A 19829-nucleotide genomic window follows, 5' to 3' on the forward strand; every position below is an offset into this window, starting at 1 on the left:
TCTCCTTATTCACCAAATCTTCTAAGTATAAACTGCTCAATATAACTAATGAATCGATCAATAATAAAACCAAATAATCCGATAAAGAATATTGCTGCTAAAACATCTTCTAAGTTCAACATATTTCGTGCATCAACGATTAAAAAACCTAATCCCGATTGTGCACCAATCATTTCACCAGAAACTAAAAATATCCAACTTGTTCCTACCGCCATATGTATCCCAGCCATGATTTGTTTAAATGCCCCGGGAAATAATATATTGCGATACAATGACCACCCAGTTAAATTTAAATTTGCCGCTATTTTTAAATATTGAGGTTCAATGTCTCTAACGCCTTTAATGGTATTGAACACAATTGGAAAAAAAGCAGCGATAAAAATAATCGCAATCGCTGGCAAACTACCAATACCAAACCATAGAACAACAAATGGTGCCCAAGCTATCGGAGATATCGGCCTAATCAATTGAAATAGCGGTTCGATAGCGTTGTATAGCCAACGATTCCTTCCAAGCAAGAAGCCCAATGGAATAGCAACCAACAATGCGACAACAAAGCCCGCTACAAATCTCCATAAACTAATTGCTAAATGTTGGAAAATTTCTCCAGTAACAATGAAAGTCCATATGCTTTTTCCTACAAGAGCAGTACCAGGTAACAATACAGGTTGGTAATGCCCAATAATAATGACCATTTCCCAAATGCCTAAGAAAATAATAAATGTGATAATAGGTAATATAATTTTATTAATTGTGAGACGTGTCATGAACGTGATGCCTCCTTATACAATGACGGTTCAACAAAGTCATCATATGCAGGTGGATTAAACAAATGATGTTGTTTTACCAATGTCGTAATTTCTTGATATCCGGATGGCTTAATTGTTAAATCACCATAGGATGTCCATGCCGCTGACTGTGTTAAAACGTCACGACTTTGTTTAAAATGATGCGTCATAATGTCTACACTTTGCTTGCGATCATTCATTTTAAAGCCAGACTTTTTATAATCTTGTACAAATGCTTGCGCTACAGCCTTGTGTTGATCAAGCAATTCGCCTCTCAGTACTAGCACACAGCAATACGCATCAGGTATAACGTCATCACCATGTTTCAAAGTCTTACCTTTGCCTAACTTTTCCCCCAGTGCACCGAATGGTTCGGCTACAGAATACCCTGTAATTCTGTGTTCACTTAATGCGGCTGGCATTTCTGCTGGCGACATTTCATGATAGCTAAAATGCCCCGGTTTAATCTTTAATTGTTCTCGTAATGCTTCAAGTAAGAGATAATGTGTTGAATAACGATGCGGTATACCAAAATGGTAATCATCGCCATTATTATTAAATTCATTTAAGTGCATACCTTTTTGTCCCATAATGACATTGCCTTCATGATGCCCCAATGCCACAGCTTTTATATTCGAGCCCTTCTGCTTTGATTTCATCGCGAGCTCTATTAAAGTTGATGCACCATCAATACGACCACTGTTTAATGCGTCCATTAAATCTGGCCAATTATTGAATTTAACTAATTCTAATTTATATTTCGGATGATTGTGTTGTGATAATAATTTTTTAGTCATCATCAAATTAGCTGAATGTGTAATCGGCAAATATCCAATTTTAATCACTTGCTGATGTTGGGCATTATTAGACGGTTCTTTAGACGCCCTTTGCCAATCACATCCTGTAATTATAAAGATTCCAATGATGACGATTATGCTTAACCTTTTCATCGTCACTCACTCCTTATAAATAATATTCAGGTTCAACTTGATGATGATTCAATGCAAATGTTTCCATAATTTCATTACGAATCTTAAGTAGGTGGCTATCATTACGACTGCGTGGATGTGATGCTGTAATTTCATATTGAGAAATAATATTGCACCCTTCACCTAACAGAACAATGCGGTCGGAAAGATAAATAGCTTCATCAATATCGTGAGCGACTAAGATAATAGTTGATTCCGTTTTATGTTTTAGTTGTACTAGTTGATCCTGAAGTTTATAGCGTGTAAATGCATCTAATGCACCTAATGGCTCATCCATCAATATAACGTTAGGCTTATGCACATGCGCTCGACATAGTGCCACACGTTGTTTCATACCCCCGGACAGTTGCTCGGGAAAATGCTTTCCTCTGCCTTCTAAATCAACTAATTTAAGCTGTGCGTTAATCTCTTCATCACTAATTTTCTGTTGGAATCCAATCCTAATGTTGTCATTAATCGTTTTCCATGGCAGCAGATTATGATGTTGAAATAGCATTAAACAATCTGGAGACGGCTGTTGTTTAATTTCGTTATCAATAATGACACGACCAGATGATGGATGAATAAATCCACCGATGATATTGAGTAAAGTAGACTTCCCGCAACCACTTTTCCCTATAAAAGTGACTATTTCTCCCTTGCTAATGTCCAAATTAAAGTTATGAATTACTTTATGTGATCCAAAGTGATGTTGTAATTGTTGTATTTTAATCATGACAAGCCCCCTTTTAATCCCTACCATTTTAATAAGAATTAAATGTATATCTAAAGGGCTATGCCAAACACAGCCCTTAAATCGTGAATTGTTATATCTATAGATGATTATGGTTTGGTATGAGTACTCTTATAACATAAGCGTTATTCAATTAACGACGTTATATTAATTTCAGCTCTACTAAATTTCAATAAAATGATTGTTTTAGACAAAACTTGCATTTAGTTCATTAGTTTCGTCATATCAACTACTTACATTTATAGCATTGAGCTATTCTAATTAACTGCAATCGAAATCCACGCCAAACCTATATACATATATATCATCAACTTGTTGTCTTATTAAAGTTTTTCGATGCCATCAATCGGTGTATCAACTGCTTTGCGCGCGCGACGTACCGCTTCTTCATCAGGTGCGTTGTATAAACAAATACATTTAGACATATCTTCACATACATATGTGCGTTTAAATTCAACTTCTGGCACTTCTTCATAATGAACAGAATTTTTCTTTTTACGTGCTAAATATTGATCCATCGTAATGCCTTCCGGAATGTTCCAAGTTACAAGGTAATCAACATGTGCATCACCATTTTTTACTTCATCTAAATCTTTACCAACTAAGCGTACTTCTTTGACTAATTGAATGCTAATACCTGCTTCTGTTAAAAATTGTTTAGCTTCTGCTTCGTCATTTGCTTCCACAATAAAATAACCATGAGTTAAATTTTCAGTAGCTTGTACTTCAATTAATGTTGGAATTGTCTTCGTAGATAGTGATGATGCCTTTGCTTCTAGTTCTTCTTTCGTTGATGCAAAATCAAGATTGTTAGCTTCTAATAAAAATAATGTCATTAATAAGACCTCCTATAACAATGGTTGAAAAAAATATTACTATAATTCTTATCGGATTACAAGGATATTGAGCGATTTTTTAAAATATTTAGATAAAATTCTGTAAAATATATTTTCAAAGAGTATAAAAATAATGTTAGGGTATAAGTAAATAAAGATATATATAGGGGGCTATCATTATGGATAAAGAATCTGTCGTAGCAAGTTTAGCAAGAAACAAAAAGATTGCTGTAGAAACAATGACCGGTCAAAGGTACATCATAGAACGCATTTTACATACAAATGATGAAAAACATATTCATATTTTGAAACCTAAAGATGTCGTGTTAGATGTAGATACCATCAAAGACATCGACGAAAATCATTTAGATGATGCAACATAAGTATAAAACGAAACATGCGCCTATGACATTGATTAATGTTTTAGGCGCTACAATGTTTTATTTATGTTAGTTTGTCGAAGTATGGCTCATCTAATGGATTCAATTGCAAGTTTTCAATTTGCAACGTTGAATGTGCAATGCCATATTTTTCTTTCAACAATGATGATACTTGATCAATCGCTTGATAATCATCCCCCTCATATTTTTTATCTAACACAACATGGGCACTTAATGAATAATGTTCTGTTGTAATACTCCACAAATGAAATTCATGTACATCTAATATGCCATCTATGTTTTTTATATCTGCTATAATTTGATCAGTATCCAAATGTTGAGGCACACTTTCCATTAAAATTAACCACGCATTACGCGTAATTTTATAACCACCACGTAAAATGATGAGTGAAATTACAATACTAATGATTGAGTCAATGATGCGCCATCCTGTAAAGTAGATCAATACAACTGCAACGATGACACCAATAGAGTTCAATAAGTCTCCCATGAAATGCCATAATGCACTTTGAATATTGATATTGTCTTCTTGTTTTAAAGACCTTACAAGGATAACAGTCAAAATAATATTGACGAGTAAACCAATACTAGCAATCATAAACATAATGCCACTTTCAATGGGTTGCGGATAAATAATACGTACAATAGCTTCATATAAAATCCAGATTGAAATTACAATTAATGCTAAACCATTTAAAAATGCCGCTAATATCTCAAATCTTAAATATCCGAATGTGTAGCGTGCAGTCGGCTTCTTACTAGCAAAATAAATTGCCAACATTGACAAACCGAGTGCTAATACATCACTAAGCATATGAAATGAGTCTGACAGCAATGCTAATGAATTAGATACTAAACCTCCAACAAATTCAATCACTGTAAATAATAGTGTGATGATAAGTGATGCCCATAGCGTCTTTTTAGAACTTTGTTGAATTTTTTGATGATCGACATGATGAAAATATTTGTATCTGTTTATCGTATTCGCCTTTTTCCCGTTCATAGTTTGCCACTCCTAAATAAATGCGTCGTATTTAATGTAGTTGCTTTTAATAACAATTATTTATAGCTTCTCAGGTTAGTATTAATGCTTCCGTAATTAACCATAATTTATACATCATCGTACTTTACATGACAACTCATTAATCTTTACCCTTTATACCTTTATGTAATATCACCTTGGAAAAACTTTTACAGCACACTCGCGCTTTGCTTTATCCCTATCATATAGAAATTTTTAAACATTTCCGATATGATTGTGCTAATTACATAAAAATGACAAAAAAGTTTCTCAAATTCATTTGTTTTATTTCATCAAGTCCAAAAATAACAATAGTATTTTATGATTGTTCCACATATTAAAACAAACGATACATTTGCATATAGAACTTCATATTTCAAAATCACCTTAATTCATAAACAACTCTGTCCTTATAATAGCCGCATCGCAAATTAGCATAAGTAAAAACAGCAGTAAGATGATTTGCAATTAAAAACCATCATACTGCTATTATTTTAGTCATTATATCCTAGTATCATTATGCAAGTTCCTAAATATTTTGTTTCGCTTAAAATCTAAACAACTCCGTAAACATGCTAAGACTTACCGCTAGACTGCCTACAAACACGCTTCAAAAATGATATTTATTCTAGTACAAACCTTTTAAAGCATTGCTTGTATCAATATAAATATTTTTAACTTGTTGATAGTTACTTAACGCACCTTTATAAGTTTCTCGACCGATACCTGATTTTTTATAACCACCAAATGGTGCGCCTTCTGGTACTTGGTTGTAAGTGTTAATCCAAATACGTCCTGTACGAACAGCTTTAGCAATATTTAATGCACGTGTGATATTTTGAGAAAATACGCCGCCAGCTAAACCATACTCTGAATCATTAGCTATATCAATTGCTTCTTGATCATCCTTCACTTTAATCACTGTTAAAACTGGTCCAAATATTTCTTCTTGCGCTAATTTATGATGATTATCTGGCACAGCAATTAACGTTGGTTCAAAGAAGAATCCTTTATCTAACCCATTTTCAGTTAAACGATGACCACCTGCTAAAATTTGTGCATCTGATTCTTTTGCTGCATCAATATATGATTGAATTTTATCTAATTGATCCTTACCAGTTTGACTACCCATTTGTGTAGCTTCATCTTGTGGATCTCCAACTTTAATATTTGAAAATGCCTCTTGTAAACGTGGCACCAATTGATCATAAATTTTTTCATGAACTAATAATCGAGAACCTGCACTACATACTTCACCTTGGTTGAATAAAATACCTAACTGAATACCTTCAACTGCAAGGTCTAAATTAGCATCATCTAATATGATATTGGCGCTTTTACCACCAAGCTCTAAAGTAGCAGGTACTAGATGTTTCGCTGCAGCTTCGGCAACTTGATAACCTACATCAGTTGAGCCCGTAAATGATAATTTATCTACCCCATCATGATTGAAAATTGCATTACCTGATTCTGAACCTTTACCCGTTAGTATATTGACAACACCATTAGGTAATACCTCTTGGAAAATTTTAGCAACTTCCAATAAACTTAATGGTGTTGAAGACGAAGGTTGAATCACAATTGTATTACCTGCAGCAATGGCTGGCGCAATCTTCCATGCAGCTAATAGCATTGGGAAGTTCCAAGCAACAACAGCACCTACGACGCCAATCGGCTCATGTCGTACGATACTCATTGTGTCTTTATCGATATCATTCACTGTACCTTCTTCTGTTTCAATAACACTTGCGAAATAATGGAAATGTCTTGCAGCAAATGGAATATCAATTGCTGTTGTCTCACGAATCGGTTTACCATTATTTAATGTTTCAATCATTGCAATTTTATCTTTTTGTGCCATTAATTTATCACCAATATCACGCAACATTTGTGCACGTTCTGATTTAGAAGTTAATGACCATGATTCAAATGCCTCTTGCGCCACTTTGACTGCATGATCGACATCTTTATCTTTTGCTCTTGTAATATGTGATAGTGTTTCTCCAGTTGCTGGATTAGTCACTTCGATTGTCTCGTCACTGCTACCTTTAACAAATTCCCCATTGATAAATAAACCATAATTCTCTGCTATATAATCTCGAACGTTTACTGCCATATTATCTCTCCTTTGTTTATTGGCTATAATATAAATCTCTTAGCATCATATTTAATAATGCTTTTAAACGATATGATTCACATTATATAGTAAGCGTTTACATTTTATAAAATAATCAGCTCACAGAAGTCTCATTTTTAAAACTTTTGCGTCGTTTTTGCACATAAAAATAATCTTATTTTCGAAAACATATTGCACTTTTCAAAAATAAAACACATAATATAACTATAATACTTGAGAATAATTCTCATTAAATAGTTTGGTTGTTATGAAAGTCGCGCTTAAAATGCGTTAATGGGACAAGGATAATTCAACAACGTTTCATCTTACTGAGTCATTGCACTTATCATACACATTATATTTAGCATGAGTTATATTACTAAAACAATATTACATGCGCATTAGTACTAGAATGGAGTTTTTTCAATGCGACTTATTTTAATCGTCATTGGCTTAATATTTACAGCGCTTGGTATTGCAGGTGCCGTATTACCTTTACTGCCAACGACCCCTTTTTTACTCGTAGCAGTTTTTTGTTTTGCTCGAAGTTCAGATCGCTTTTACAATTGGCTTATTAATCAAAAAATTTATAAAGAATATGTAGAAAACTTTTATTTACATCGAGGCTACACGCTACAACAGAAAATTAAAATTTTAATTAGCTTATACATTGTAATAGGTTTTTCAATTTATATGGTGGATGTTCTTGCAGTCCGTATAGGATTAATCATAATGGTTATCATACAAACCGCTGTACTCTTTACATTTGTAAAAACATTACCCAAATCAAATAATAAAATAGAGGAGTGATTGCCCATGTTTATGGCAGAAAATAGATTACAATTACAAAAAGGCAGTGCGGAAGAAACGATTGAACGTTTTTACAATAGACAAGGTATTGAAGGCTTCCAACAAATGTTTGTCACTAAAACATTAAATACCAAGGATACAGATGAAGTTAAAATCTTAACTATTTGGGAATCTGAAGATAGCTTTAATAATTGGTTGAATTCCGATGTATTTAAAGAAGCTCATAAAAATGTACGTTTAAAAAGTGATGACGATGGACAGCAAAGTCCAATATTATCAAATAAAGTATTCAAATATGATATTGGCTACCACTATCAAAAATAAACATATTAAAAACCCCTAGTCACCGCTGGTTGTCTAAACCAACTTAATGATTAGGGGTTTTTTATTATTTGCGACGTAAAGGTACGAATTCATCCGGCTTGTCTGAACGCAATCCAAAATAATATTCTATTGCTTCACAAATACGTCGTGATGCTTGTCCATCACCATATGGATTATTCGCTTGACTCATACGTTGATACGCTTCATCATCCTCAATCAATTGTTTCACATTTCGAACAATATTGTCATAATCTGTGCCAATTACTCTCGATGTTCCCGCCTCAACGCCTTCGGGACGCTCTGTATGATTCCTTAATACCAACACAGGTTTTCCAAATGTAGGAGCCTCCTCTTGAATACCACCAGAATCTGTCAGCACGAGGTACGATTGATTTGTAAAATTATGGAACTCAAGCGCATCTAATGGCTCAATTAATTCAATCCGATTTCTCCCAGATAAATATTTTTCGGCAATCGCTCTTACCTTTGGATTACGATGCATTGGATAAATGAAGACAACATCTTTATATTCATCTGCCAAATCTCTTACTGCTTTAAAAATCTGATGCATCGGTTCTCCAATATTTTCACGACGATGCGCTGTTAGTAAAATAACTTTCTTGCCTTTATGTTTATTAATAATCGTTGAAACAAACTCATTTTGAACTGTTGTTGACAATGCGTCAATAACTGTATTTCCGGTAATAAAGATACTCTCTTTGTCTTTGTTTTCAAAAAGTAAATTTTTAGCTGCAATTACTGTTGGCGCAAAATTCAATTCAGCAATATTACTTACCATGACTCGATTTAACTCTTCAGGAAATGGTGAGTATTTCTGATGTGTTCGAAGTCCAGCTTCTACATGTCCGACCGGAATTTGATGATAAAATGCTGCCAAGCTTCCTACAAAAGTCGTTGTAGTATCACCATGTACTAAAATCATATCCGGCTGTTCCTCATTAATGATGCTATCAAGTTTAGCAAGCGCATTCGCCGTAATGCCCGCTAACGTTTGTTGATCTTGCATAATATTTAAATCATGATCAGCTTGAATATCAAATATACTTAACACACTATCTAACATATCTCTATGTTGTGCTGTAATCACAATGTTCGCTTCAAAGTTCCCATTATGATCAATTTCTTTTACTAATGGTGCCATTTTTATTGCTTCGGGTCTCGTACCGAAAATAACCATAATTTTTTTCATAACATTATCCTCTCTGAAGTTCAAACACATGACAGCTTATCTTTCCTTAATCATGTATGCCCTAGTTTGACACATTTTATTTGTCGATAAAATTAAATATATTGCCATAATTATAATACGATACATCTTCAAATGATGATTTCACAACATTTTTTGTATCAAAAATCACTTTATGCTTCATTTTATCAAAATGACTGTCCGATAAATTTTTAAATTCTGAGTGGTCACTTAAAATCAATACTAGCGATGCGTCTTTGACAGCATGTGACATATCATGTTCCACAAAATCTAATTCAACATGTGGATCATAAGCACATACTTCTATGTCTGGTTCTTGATTTAATAGCTCATAAATATCAAATGCTGGTGATTCTCTTATATCATCAACATCACCTTTATAAGTTAAACCAAATACTGTGACTTTATTCCCGCTCAACGCTTTGATGATTTGCTTCGTTGTATCAACAACATAGGACGGCATTGAATTATTAATTTCACGTCCAGTTTGAATTAACTTTGCATTTTCAGGGTCTTTAGCAATAATAAAGTACGGATCAACAGCTAAACAATGACCGCCTACACCTGGACCAGGTTGATGGATATTAACACGCGGATGTTTGTTTGCCATTTCAATCACATCTAATACATTAATATTTAAGTTGTTGCAAATTTTTGTTAATTCATTAGCTAAAGCAATATTCACGTCTCTATATGTGTTTTCCATTAGCTTACTCATTTCAGCAGTACGTGCATCTGTTTCAATCATTTCTCCCTGAACGAATGTGCGATAGACACGTTTCCCCGCTTCAATACAAGCTTTAGTCACACCGCCAATGATGCGATTGTTATGAACTAATTCTTCTAAAATTTTTCCTGGCAGTACACGTTCTGGACAATGCACTAAATAAATATCTTCACCTATTGTAAACCCTAAATTTTCAATGACTGGTTTTACAAAATCATCCATCGTTTTAGGCGCAATTGTCGACTCTACAATAATGGTATTTCCTTTTTCTAAAAATGGTAAAATACTATCTAATGCACGCATAACTAGCGAAATGTCACATGACCGGTACTGATCATCATTATTCGGTGTCGGAACGGCAATGATAAAAACATCAGATGCTTCTGGCGTTGTAGATACCTTCAATTTTCCCGATGACAGTACCTCTTCATAAACCTCTTGTAATCCAGGTTCTTCAATACTAATTTGACCACTTTGTAACTTATCAATCGTTTGCTGATTAATATCAACACCAAGCACATCGACGCCATGCTTTGCAAACATAATTGATGTTGGTAAACCAATATAACCTAAGCCAACTACTGTTAACTTCATACTATAACCTCCAAATAAAACGATTTGTATGTTGATTTTATTTAATAGATGACTTATGCCTTATCTTTGGTTGTCGTTTCATCCATGATGTCCGCAATAACAAGTGACATTTTTCCAGGAATAACTTCAAGCGCATTATTATTTTCATATAAAGTATTGCTGTATGTTAAATTGCCGAATAATTTTCTAAAGACCGACAACTTATTAAAATACTTATTTAGCATTGAAGGCATGTTGATCAATAGCGTTTTACGATGCGATTGGCGACGTATTTCATACATTACTGACGATGTATCAAAGTAAAAACTATCTTGAGGATGATACACGCCTGTCACTTCTAATGATATTAATTGATCAATAAATGCTGTCAGATGTTTAATATATAATGCACTCCGCTGATTATTAATATTTGGAATGATTGGCAATCGCTTTGACAATTGCATTAACCGTTGGAAATTTCCTGGGCAATGTGCACCATAAATCATTGGTGGTCTCACAATTGCTACTTTAAACGAATCACTAATCAACTCTTGTAATGCTTGTTCAGCGAACTTTTTGGAAATACCATAGTTGGTCGTAGGGTTCATTGGTGTTTGTGTATCAATTTGATCTGATTTACCAACCTGACCTTCTTTTCCATAAACTGCCATAGTACTCATAAAAATAAATTGTTTAACGTCTTCAGCTTTAGCCTTTTGTGCCAATTGTTTCGTAAGCAACATATTCACTTGCATATAATCAGATAGCCTTGCTTGAGGTGAATTGTTGTGAACCAAAGCTGCTGTATGAATTAAAACATCATAACCTTTGAACGAGGTCGACTTCCATAATTGATTCCTAACATTAATTTGATCCACTTGATGTCCTTGTTCAATAAGCTTATCTTTTAAAGCATTACCGATATATCCATGTACGCCTGTAATTAAAATATTTTTTCTCATTAGTGATGCACACCTTCTGAAGTAACGATATTTTTAATTGTTTTATATATGATATACATATCAAGCATCATAGATTGATGTGTTAAGTAATAATGATCATACGCTACTTTTTGATCATCAGTAATATCATCTCTCCCCATCACTTGAGCTAGCCCTGTTACACCTGGTCTAATCGTATGCACGTTCGCTTTTGTACGTTTTTCAATTAATTCGTATTGATTATAAAGCGCTGGTCTAGGACCTACAATTGACATTTCTCCTTTTAAAACATTCAATAATTGTGGCAATTCATCAATAGAGGTTTTACGAATGACCTTCCCTGTCTTTGTTATATACGCTGTTGAATCCATTAAATCAGTTGCAACATTAGGTGTGTCTATTTTCATTGATCTAAACTTATAAATATTAAACAATTCATTATTAATCGTCGGTCTTTTTTGTTTGAAAATGGCTGGTCCGGGTGATTCCATTTTAATTAGTAATGCTGTAATTAACAGAATCGGACTTAAAACTACTAAACCATATATTGAACTCACTACATCGAATAATCGCTTCATAATTATCTCCTCACTTCAACAGATTGTAATACTTCATAGTATTAATTTCTCTCGTATATTTATCTTTAAACAGTTGATGTGCGCGCTCACCCATCTCGTGCAATTCCTTACTCGAGTGAGTGTTGATGAAGTTATAAATGGCATGTGCATCGCCATTATCAATTTGGATACCCGCATCATATTGTTCAACATGTTGAACGATATCAGATTGCTTATCCATGATGAGTACCAACGGCTTCTTAGCTGCAAGGTAGCCATAATTCTTGCTCGGCACGCCTAAACCGACGCCTTCTTTAATCAGCGATGCAATACATACATCCGCAATTTTTAATACGTCAGCATAGTCTGTACCTGTTAAAAACTCAAACATTTTAACATTTTCAATACGATGGTCTTCTATTGCCGTTTTGACATCTGCAAATTTCTTACCATGACCACAAAGTATTGTTAACGTTTGAGGCTGATCCTTATTTAATTTTAAAAATGAGATAAGTGTCTCCATATCCTGTAACTGCCCCATATTACCGCTATACAATAAAATTTTGTCGTATTGCTCACGGTAAGCTTTAAATGTGTCATTATAGATACGATTGTCTTGTAACTGACGCATGTCATACCAGTTAGGAATCACATGAATATTGTCAGGATTTTTAGAAATTTGATGATTTAGTAAGTAGTTTTTCATTTCCGTACCAAGGACAATGACATTTTCAGCATTCTTGTAGACATGTTTATTAATGTAACGCATCAGTTTATCAATCATGCTACCTGGACGTGTTGCACCTGTCTTAATCGCATTATCAGGTGCTATATCATACACCACAAAAGAATATTTTTTCTTAAGCAATCTGTGTAGAACGTCTGGTATTAATGGCAAGATTGGTGGATTAGAGTAAACAAGAATCTGATCATATTTCAACATTTTAGGTATATTAATCACGAATTTTGAAAATAAACTAAAGAAATTGATGATCCTTCCAACCTTACTTTTGTTATTAAACCTCGAATACTTGAGACGTCGAATGCTAATACCACGATGCATCTCGGTTTTAGAAACCTGTTTATGATTACTATATTCATATGGCCATCCACACATGACATCGACATTAATGTGATTCGCAATTAAATCTTCCGCCAATTGTGTTGGTAACGTCGCTGAAGATACATATTCCGGATAAAAATACTGACATAAAATCAAAATCTTTTTTTCACTCATCTAATCGACGTCCTTTTTATTAATGAATTTAGACTAAGAATTTTTGAACTGTTTATTTTTAGCAAAATAATAGAGTGCTATGAAAAATATCATGTACGATACGATTAAAACAACTGTATTAATAGATACAAAGTTTAAAAAAGTTAAATTAAGCATTTTTGATATAACAAATGTTGCAGTAGTACCTATTAAAAATAACGCTTGCAGTATTAATTCTAACTGTTGTTTTTGTAATACAATCACAGAAAGTGATACCGTTGATACAATCAGCCTTATAACAAATAATGGAATAACAATTTTTATAACTGTAATTGCGTCAACCCAGCTATGTCCTAATAATATATTGACTAATTCTTCACTGAACAAATAAAGTGGCACATAAAGAATTATAGAAACTATAACCAGTATGGAACTAAATTTAAGTAATAAATTTCGGAAGTTACCATATTCAATATAATAGTCATTAGCTTGTTGCATAAATATTTTTGATAACCCTAATGAAATAATTGTCACTGGTATGCCTAGTACTCTTATGGCCATACCATAAATACCTACTTCTGTATTGGTATACAAAATACCTATAAAGAACACAACAACCGAGAAAGACAAACTATTTAATAATATTGATGGTGTTGAATAAACTAACTGATTTTTATTTTCTAAAAATAATGCTTTAGTTTCTTCTTTATCTCTCACAATATTAAAGTGCTTTTTAAACGTTTTATATCCTAGTGTAATGCCTGCGATATAGGATAATGAAAAACCAATAATTAATCCTAGACTTCCTAATGCTAAAAGTCCGAAAATAATTTGAAGTAAAGCCATTGATCCAGCTCTAAACACATTAATCAAACTTAACACTTTATATTTTCTTTCCTTATTTAGATAATTTGTAAAAATGTTTGTTAAACTTACCAAAAACAACATAATAATAATGAAAATAAAATCTAATATAAAGTTTGGGTATAACCATGCACTAATCGCAAATATTGGTATCAGTATTAATAAAATAAGCAATGATATCAAAAAACTGATTTGTGAAAGTATATTAGCACTACGGTCATTTTTAGTATTCACAATCAACAAATCGTATCTTGCATTTATTATTGGTATTAAAATCATTGCGATATTTGAAAAAATTGTAAACTCACCAAATTCTGTAGGTGAATATAGTCTTGTAATAATTGGGGTAGTGATGATTAATATGACTTGAGTGATGCCACTGCTTAAAATCATTAAGAACGAATCGCCAATAAATTTATTTAATCTCATAATTAACCTCAGATTTTCTTGATGACTTTCGCTGGATTGCCACCTATAACAACGTTACCTTCTGGAAAACTTTTTGTTACAACCGACCCAGCCCCTACAATTGTATGTTCCCCCAATTCTACTCCTGGTAATATAACTGAGTTCATTCCAATCCAACTATAATTCCCTATTTTGACATCTTCACCTGGTGCATGTGACTTCAAATTTTTAATATTATGATTAGCTGTAATAATACCTACGTTTGGCGCTATATAAACACCTCTACCTATATATATAACTGCTGAAAAATTATTAAAATACGTCCCGGGCGATTGGAAAATATGAATATCATTTTTATCAAAAACAATGTTATTAGGGTTATGCATTCTAACAGTTATATCTGCAGGAAATGGCAAGCTCGTATTTATTCCTAACAACTTGAACGGAACAGCTTTCCATGCCCATAACCATCCAGCCACTTTATTTTCAAAATAATATCCAGTTAAATATTCTTTCTTATAAAATAATAATAGTGGTGTATTCATTAATCTAAATATTTTCGATTTCATAAATGTTTTTACAATCATTCTATCCCTACTTTTTTAGTAAATTTTTTTATTATAATGCCTGGGATAATAGCTATAACATATACAACTAAAATCATAGAAATCAATGTGATTAATGGTGTCGGGTGACTAAAAATACTCGTAATAAGTCTCATATAAATATATGTACCAATAAATATCACTTCTAACGAATGACTCTTCCGAATAATATACTCACTCAGAAATGCAAAAAAGATATTTGCAATTAAATTCAAATAGAAGAATAAGGGTCCAAAATAAATAATTCCATATCCAGCACTCGAAATTAGATGACCAGTCAATTGTTTACTACCATATATCAATTGGTTAAAAAGTTGGCTAGTAATCAACTGCTTTTTATCTACAAAGAAATTAAACCCAAAAACAGCTCTAGTATTATCAAATAAATATTGTTTAAACGAACCATTATAGTAATTCAAATAGTCTATAGAAGCTGCAATATTGCTAGGTCCATAAAAATATGACTGCAACGTGTCAACTATCTTAAGATTACTTACACTCGTACTATTTAACGCCTCGCTATATGAACTATAATTAAACACATACAATTCTTTATATAGTGTCATCAATGCTAATACGAAAATACCAACAGATATAATAATGATATTGATACGTCTTTTGTGCTTAGAAAACAAGAGTGACACCACTGTTAAAACAGCAACCATCGTATAAAGTTGATAACTTCTTCTTTCACCAACAATTAAACTAATATTTAAAATCCCTATAGCTAGCGGCAATATAACATAAATAATTTTAGGATTCTCTTTATACTTTTTATATGAAGCATATGCGATTATTAAGAATAATAACGCTAAGGCAAGTTGAAATAGCATTACAAAAAGGACATTTAAACCACTTGTTGCTTCGGTTCCTCTTCCCATTGCATCTGTTTTAATAATTAAAAATGATATGTTTTTGCGCACTTCGGGAAAAGCTACAAAAATCCCACAAATAACAAGACCAAACACAATGTAATAAATTGATGATCCAGAAAGTGTAAAGCTATTTCTTGATACCACTTCATGTTTGAATAATTTAGATAGTATCAATATAAATAGCGAGCCTATGATAAACTCCACACTCATATAAATAACCGCTTGATTAAAATAATCTTGTCCTAATGGTAAATTATCTATAGTTGAATCCTGGAAAAACACTATCATAGCAGGTATAAATACTAATCTAAGAAAACCTAAAACATCGTATACAATTTTCGAAAATTTAAAATTCGGATTATTTGAGAAGCTTATAAAGAGCTTTCCTACTCCATAACTTATAGGTGCTAAAAACAATAAAGGTTTATCACCTAACATAAGGCAAGGAAACATTAAAATGGCAATAACATATGAAGTGACATTATATATCTTATTCACTAAATATCCTGCCTATCTCTTGATAGAACTGTTTATTATTTTCAATTACATCGTTTCTATAAGCTTCTCTTTTATGATTAATGTCCATTACATTCAAATTGTTATACCAATCCATCAATTCATCACCAATACCTTTTAAATTTTCTGGATTAACACTAAAACCCAGTCCGAATTTATTAGCTTCTGTAGCGGTGAATGTATCATCTGTTGTAATAATAGGTTTGTTTAAAAACAACGCATAATACATTCTTATGGATAAAGCAGTATCTAAAGCAATATTTTTATTACCAAACAAATTATTAAGTATATCAATTTCATTTAAATATTTCGGTGTTTCTTCCAAGTCAAAACCGCCAGAAAATGTAATATTATTAATAAAATTTTCTCGAGCAAAGACTTCTAATTTTTCCGACCCTGTTCCAAAATATTGCATATGGAACCTTGAATCATTTGCCAGTTCCTTTATCAATTTTTGATTTATCTCATTAAATCTGACATTACCAATAAAACCTATATTAATTGGCCATCTTTTTTTGAATTCATCGGTCACATTACTTTCTCTAATAATACTCATGTTATAACTATAAATAATTCTATATTTTTCAGATTTAGGTAAAAATTTAAGAAAACCTTCTGAAGATAATGTTGTCAGCCTGCTAGCATCAACGATTTTTTTCATTCTATACTTAATAAGTTTATTATTTTCAAAAAAGTAGTCCCTTATATTTAAAATGAATTTATTTTTATAGTGTTTTTCTAAAAAACTTTTAAATAAGTGTCCTGTATAACTTCCCCATACTATGACAAAATCATAATGATTTTCTTTGAGAATTTTCATAGCGTATGGCCTAAATCGATAGTAAGCAATAGCTTTTTTGATAAATGTCCAATCTTCTTTAATATCTACTTTATATTTATAGTAATTATTGATGCCTTGGATATTTTCTTCGATATCATATTTGTCAGTGTATATAATGTCCACCTCATTGATATTCAAATCAATGTGGTTTAAATAATGTGATAATAATGACATATGCTTAATGTTAGTAGCGCCAAGAATCGCTATCCTCATCGTCATTTCCTCCAAGTATTTCGATTGATAATATCTTTATAGCTTTGAATAATTTTAACTACTTTTGTCGAAACGTTAGTGTCTTTATAATCAATAGCATCAATCATCGGTTCGTTATTGTTTTGCATCTCTCTTGCTAGTTCAACGGATTGGATTAGATTGTTATAGGTAATACCACCTATAATAACCGTACCTTTATCTAGTACTTCCGGTCTTTCTGTGGAAGTTCGAATAAGGACACCAGGGAACTTCAAAATAGACGACTCTTCTGACAATGTTCCACTATCTGATAGCACAACAAATGCATCTTTTTGCAATGCATTATAATCAAAGAAACCAAATGGCTTTAACTGTTTAACTAATGGATCAAATTCAAATTTACTTTCTTCAATTTTCTTCCAACTTCTTGGATGCGTTGAATAAATCACAGGAATTTTATACTTTTTGGCAATATCATTTATCGCATTCATTAATGATTTAAAATTCTTTTCATTATCGATATTCTCTTCTCTATGCGCAGATACTAAAATGTATTGTTGCGGTTCTAATCCTAGTTTATTTAAAACGTCACTGTGATTAATTTTATCTCGATGCGCTTCTATCACTTCTGTCATCGGTGATCCTGTCACAAAGATATTCGCTTTATTGAAGCCTTCATCTAATAAATACCGTCTGCTATGTTCTGTATAAGGTAGATTCACATCACTGACATGGTCAACAATTTTACGATTGATTTCTTCAGGTACATTCTGATCAAAGCATCTATTACCCGCTTCCATATGGAACACAGGAATTTTTAATCGTTTAGCAGATACTGCTGCTAAACAACTATTTGTATCACCAAGAATTAAAAGTGCATCTGGTTGTTCGCGTAATAAAACGTCATATGTCTTCGCAATAATATTCCCCATCGTTTCTCCGAGGTTACTTCCAACTGCCTCTAAGTAGTGGTCCGGTTGTCTTAATTCCAAATCATCAAAGAAAATTTGATTCAATGTATAATCATAATTTTGACCAGTGTGTACTAATATCTGATTAAAATATTGATCACATGCTTTAATCGTTGATGATAAACGAATGATTTCAGGCCTTGTACCAACTATTGTCATTAATTTTAGTTTTTCCATGCGCTATACCTCCAAGAAATACGTATCTGGCTGATTTGGATCAAACATTTCATTCACCCACATAATAGTTACCATATCTGTGTCGCCTAAATTTTCAATATTATGTGTGTATCCTACTGGTATGTCTACAACTTCTAATTTGTCGCCAGAAACGTAATATTCAATGATTTCATTATCATTAACATGTCTAAAACGAATTACCCCTTTACCTGATACGACTAGAAATTTTTCGTTTTTAGTATGATGCCAGTGATTACCTTTAGTAATTCCTGGTTTAGAAATATTTACAGAAACTTGACCACGATCCGGTGTTTTTATAAATTCTGTAAAAGATCCCCTATCATCCACATTCATAAGTAAGGGATAACTAAAGTCTGTACTAGGTAGATAGCTTAAATACGTACTATACAAATCTTTTTCAAACAAGTTATCTAATTTCGGCAATGTTCGATCGAGACGTGACTGTTTGAACTTGTATAATAAATCTACAATTTCTCCCAATGTCACTTTAAATACATTTGGTACTGTAGGTACACCATTTTCAATCGTTGGATTTCCTTCAATAGCACGTTTTATTTCAGCGACGATATCATCCACGTAGTTTAGCGTTAGTTCAACATTCCGATTATTAACTTGAATCTCTTCGTTACGTGCAATTTTGTAACAAAATGTTGCTATCACAGAGTTATAATTCGGCTTACACCACTTACCGAATAAATTTGGCCATCGATAAATATAAACCGTATTGCCATACTCTTCGGCATACTCTCTTAATAGCTGTTCACCTTGCAACTTACTCTCACCATAAGGATTATCTTGTGTTGCTTGTATTGAAGACGATAATAATATCGCTGGCTTTTTCGTATTTCTAGTTAATATATCAAGTACATGATCTAAATAACTCACGTTTCCTAAGCTGAATTCTTTGTCATGTTCAGGTCGATTAACTCCCGCTAAATGCACGACAAAGTCTGCTTTCAACAACGCTGACTCTAATTCTTCCTCTTTAGTTTGTCGATGTACTTCGAAAATATGATGATCTGTCGTTGATGTTAAATCTGCTTTCAAGTTTTTTCCTACAAAACCCTTTGCTCCTGTAATTACAATATTCAACGTCAAT

The 19829-nt window shown here is 32.7% G+C and carries 20 protein-coding genes; 3 read left to right on the forward strand and 17 right to left on the reverse strand.

The window, feature by feature from the left end:
- Positions 1–5: 5 nt before the first annotated feature.
- The 4 genes from NST10_RS09230 to NST10_RS09245 form a co-directional block, all read right to left on the reverse strand.
- Entirely contained in the window at positions 6–767 is a 762-nt protein-coding gene (locus NST10_RS09230; protein ID WP_339209597.1) for an ABC transporter permease, read from the reverse strand.
- Positions 764–1738: an ABC transporter substrate-binding protein gene (locus NST10_RS09235; RefSeq protein WP_000826658.1), complete on the reverse strand. Its 975-nt coding sequence runs from the start codon at positions 1736–1738 to the stop codon at positions 764–766. Before NST10_RS09235 ends, NST10_RS09230 begins: the two co-directional genes overlap by 4 nt.
- Before the next feature lie 13 nt (positions 1739–1751).
- Positions 1752–2492, reverse strand: coding sequence for an ABC transporter ATP-binding protein (locus NST10_RS09240; RefSeq protein ID WP_000590840.1), 741 nt, complete (start codon positions 2490–2492; stop codon positions 1752–1754).
- Between the two features lie 341 nt (positions 2493–2833).
- Entirely contained in the window at positions 2834–3346 is a 513-nt protein-coding gene (locus NST10_RS09245; RefSeq protein ID WP_000171926.1) for a DUF4242 domain-containing protein, read from the reverse strand.
- 179 nt (positions 3347–3525) lie between these two features.
- Between NST10_RS09245 and NST10_RS09250 the strand changes: the two genes are divergently transcribed.
- Complete coding sequence (locus NST10_RS09250) at positions 3526–3729, forward strand: hypothetical protein (RefSeq protein ID WP_000356967.1); 204 nt, start codon at positions 3526–3528, stop codon at positions 3727–3729.
- 61 nt (positions 3730–3790) lie between these two features.
- Here NST10_RS09250 and NST10_RS09255 read toward each other — a convergent pair whose 3' ends face one another.
- Together NST10_RS09255 and NST10_RS09260 are read right to left on the reverse strand one after the other, a co-directional pair.
- Positions 3791–4750, reverse strand: coding sequence for a cation diffusion facilitator family transporter (locus NST10_RS09255; protein WP_001013476.1), 960 nt, complete (start codon positions 4748–4750; stop codon positions 3791–3793).
- A 646-nt stretch (positions 4751–5396) separates the two neighbouring features.
- The gene (locus NST10_RS09260) at positions 5397–6884 is read right to left on the reverse strand and encodes an aldehyde dehydrogenase family protein (RefSeq protein WP_000290401.1); all 1488 of its coding nucleotides are present in this window, start codon (positions 6882–6884) and stop codon (positions 5397–5399) included.
- Between the two features lie 426 nt (positions 6885–7310).
- Between NST10_RS09260 and NST10_RS09265 the strand changes: the two genes are divergently transcribed.
- Positions 7311–7694, forward strand: coding sequence for a YbaN family protein (locus tag NST10_RS09265; RefSeq protein ID WP_001237003.1), 384 nt, complete (start codon positions 7311–7313; stop codon positions 7692–7694).
- 6 nt (positions 7695–7700) lie between these two features.
- On the forward strand, positions 7701–8018 hold the full coding sequence (gene isdI, locus NST10_RS09270) for a staphylobilin-forming heme oxygenase IsdI (protein ID WP_303661507.1): 318 nt from the start codon (positions 7701–7703) through the stop codon (positions 8016–8018).
- A gap of 64 nt (positions 8019–8082) precedes the next feature.
- Here the strand turns inward: isdI and cap8P are convergent, their stop codons facing one another.
- The 11 genes from cap8P to cap8F all read right to left on the reverse strand — a co-directional run bounded on the left by cap8P (position 8083) and on the right by cap8F (position 19822).
- A complete protein-coding gene (gene cap8P / locus NST10_RS09275; RefSeq protein WP_000723445.1) occupies positions 8083–9228 on the reverse strand; it encodes a type 8 capsular polysaccharide synthesis protein Cap8P in 1146 nt (381 codons plus the stop codon).
- A gap of 76 nt (positions 9229–9304) precedes the next feature.
- Positions 9305–10567: a type 8 capsular polysaccharide synthesis protein Cap8O gene (gene cap8O, locus NST10_RS09280; RefSeq protein ID WP_000779509.1), complete on the reverse strand. Its 1263-nt coding sequence runs from the start codon at positions 10565–10567 to the stop codon at positions 9305–9307.
- Positions 10568–10620: 53 nt separating this feature from the next.
- Positions 10621–11508, reverse strand: a complete 888-nt coding sequence (gene capN, locus NST10_RS09285; RefSeq protein ID WP_001230690.1) for a capsular polysaccharide type 5/8 biosynthesis epimerase CapN — start codon at positions 11506–11508, stop codon at positions 10621–10623.
- A complete protein-coding gene (gene cap8M / locus NST10_RS09290; RefSeq protein WP_000825097.1) occupies positions 11508–12065 on the reverse strand; it encodes a type 8 capsular polysaccharide synthesis protein Cap8M in 558 nt (185 codons plus the stop codon). The genes capN and cap8M overlap by 1 nt, the downstream gene beginning before the upstream one ends.
- 10 nt (positions 12066–12075) lie before the next feature.
- Entirely contained in the window at positions 12076–13281 is a 1206-nt protein-coding gene (gene cap8L / locus NST10_RS09295) for a type 8 capsular polysaccharide synthesis protein Cap8L (protein ID WP_339209612.1), read from the reverse strand.
- A 33-nt stretch (positions 13282–13314) separates the two neighbouring features.
- A complete protein-coding gene (gene cap8K, locus NST10_RS09300) occupies positions 13315–14553 on the reverse strand; it encodes a type 8 capsular polysaccharide synthesis protein Cap8K (protein ID WP_339209614.1) in 1239 nt (412 codons plus the stop codon).
- Between the two features lie 8 nt (positions 14554–14561).
- Positions 14562–15119: a type 8 capsular polysaccharide synthesis protein Cap8J gene (gene cap8J / locus NST10_RS09305; protein ID WP_000636151.1), complete on the reverse strand. Its 558-nt coding sequence runs from the start codon at positions 15117–15119 to the stop codon at positions 14562–14564.
- Complete coding sequence (gene cap8I / locus NST10_RS09310) at positions 15116–16510, reverse strand: type 8 capsular polysaccharide synthesis protein Cap8I (protein ID WP_001034059.1); 1395 nt, start codon at positions 16508–16510, stop codon at positions 15116–15118. The genes cap8J and cap8I overlap by 4 nt, the downstream gene beginning before the upstream one ends.
- Complete coding sequence (gene cap8H / locus NST10_RS09315) at positions 16503–17582, reverse strand: type 8 capsular polysaccharide synthesis protein Cap8H (protein ID WP_339209618.1); 1080 nt, start codon at positions 17580–17582, stop codon at positions 16503–16505. The genes cap8I and cap8H overlap by 8 nt, the downstream gene beginning before the upstream one ends.
- Before the next feature lie 2 nt (positions 17583–17584).
- On the reverse strand, positions 17585–18709 hold the full coding sequence (gene cap8G / locus NST10_RS09320; protein ID WP_000413167.1) for a type 8 capsular polysaccharide synthesis protein Cap8G: 1125 nt from the start codon (positions 18707–18709) through the stop codon (positions 17585–17587).
- Between the two features lie 3 nt (positions 18710–18712).
- Entirely contained in the window at positions 18713–19822 is a 1110-nt protein-coding gene (gene cap8F / locus NST10_RS09325) for a type 8 capsular polysaccharide synthesis protein Cap8F (RefSeq protein WP_001028294.1), read from the reverse strand.
- Positions 19823–19829 lie beyond the last annotated feature (7 nt).

Source organism: Staphylococcus sp. FSL W8-0305, from assembly GCF_037966415.1.
GTDB lineage: Bacteria > Bacillota > Bacilli > Staphylococcales > Staphylococcaceae > Staphylococcus > Staphylococcus aureus.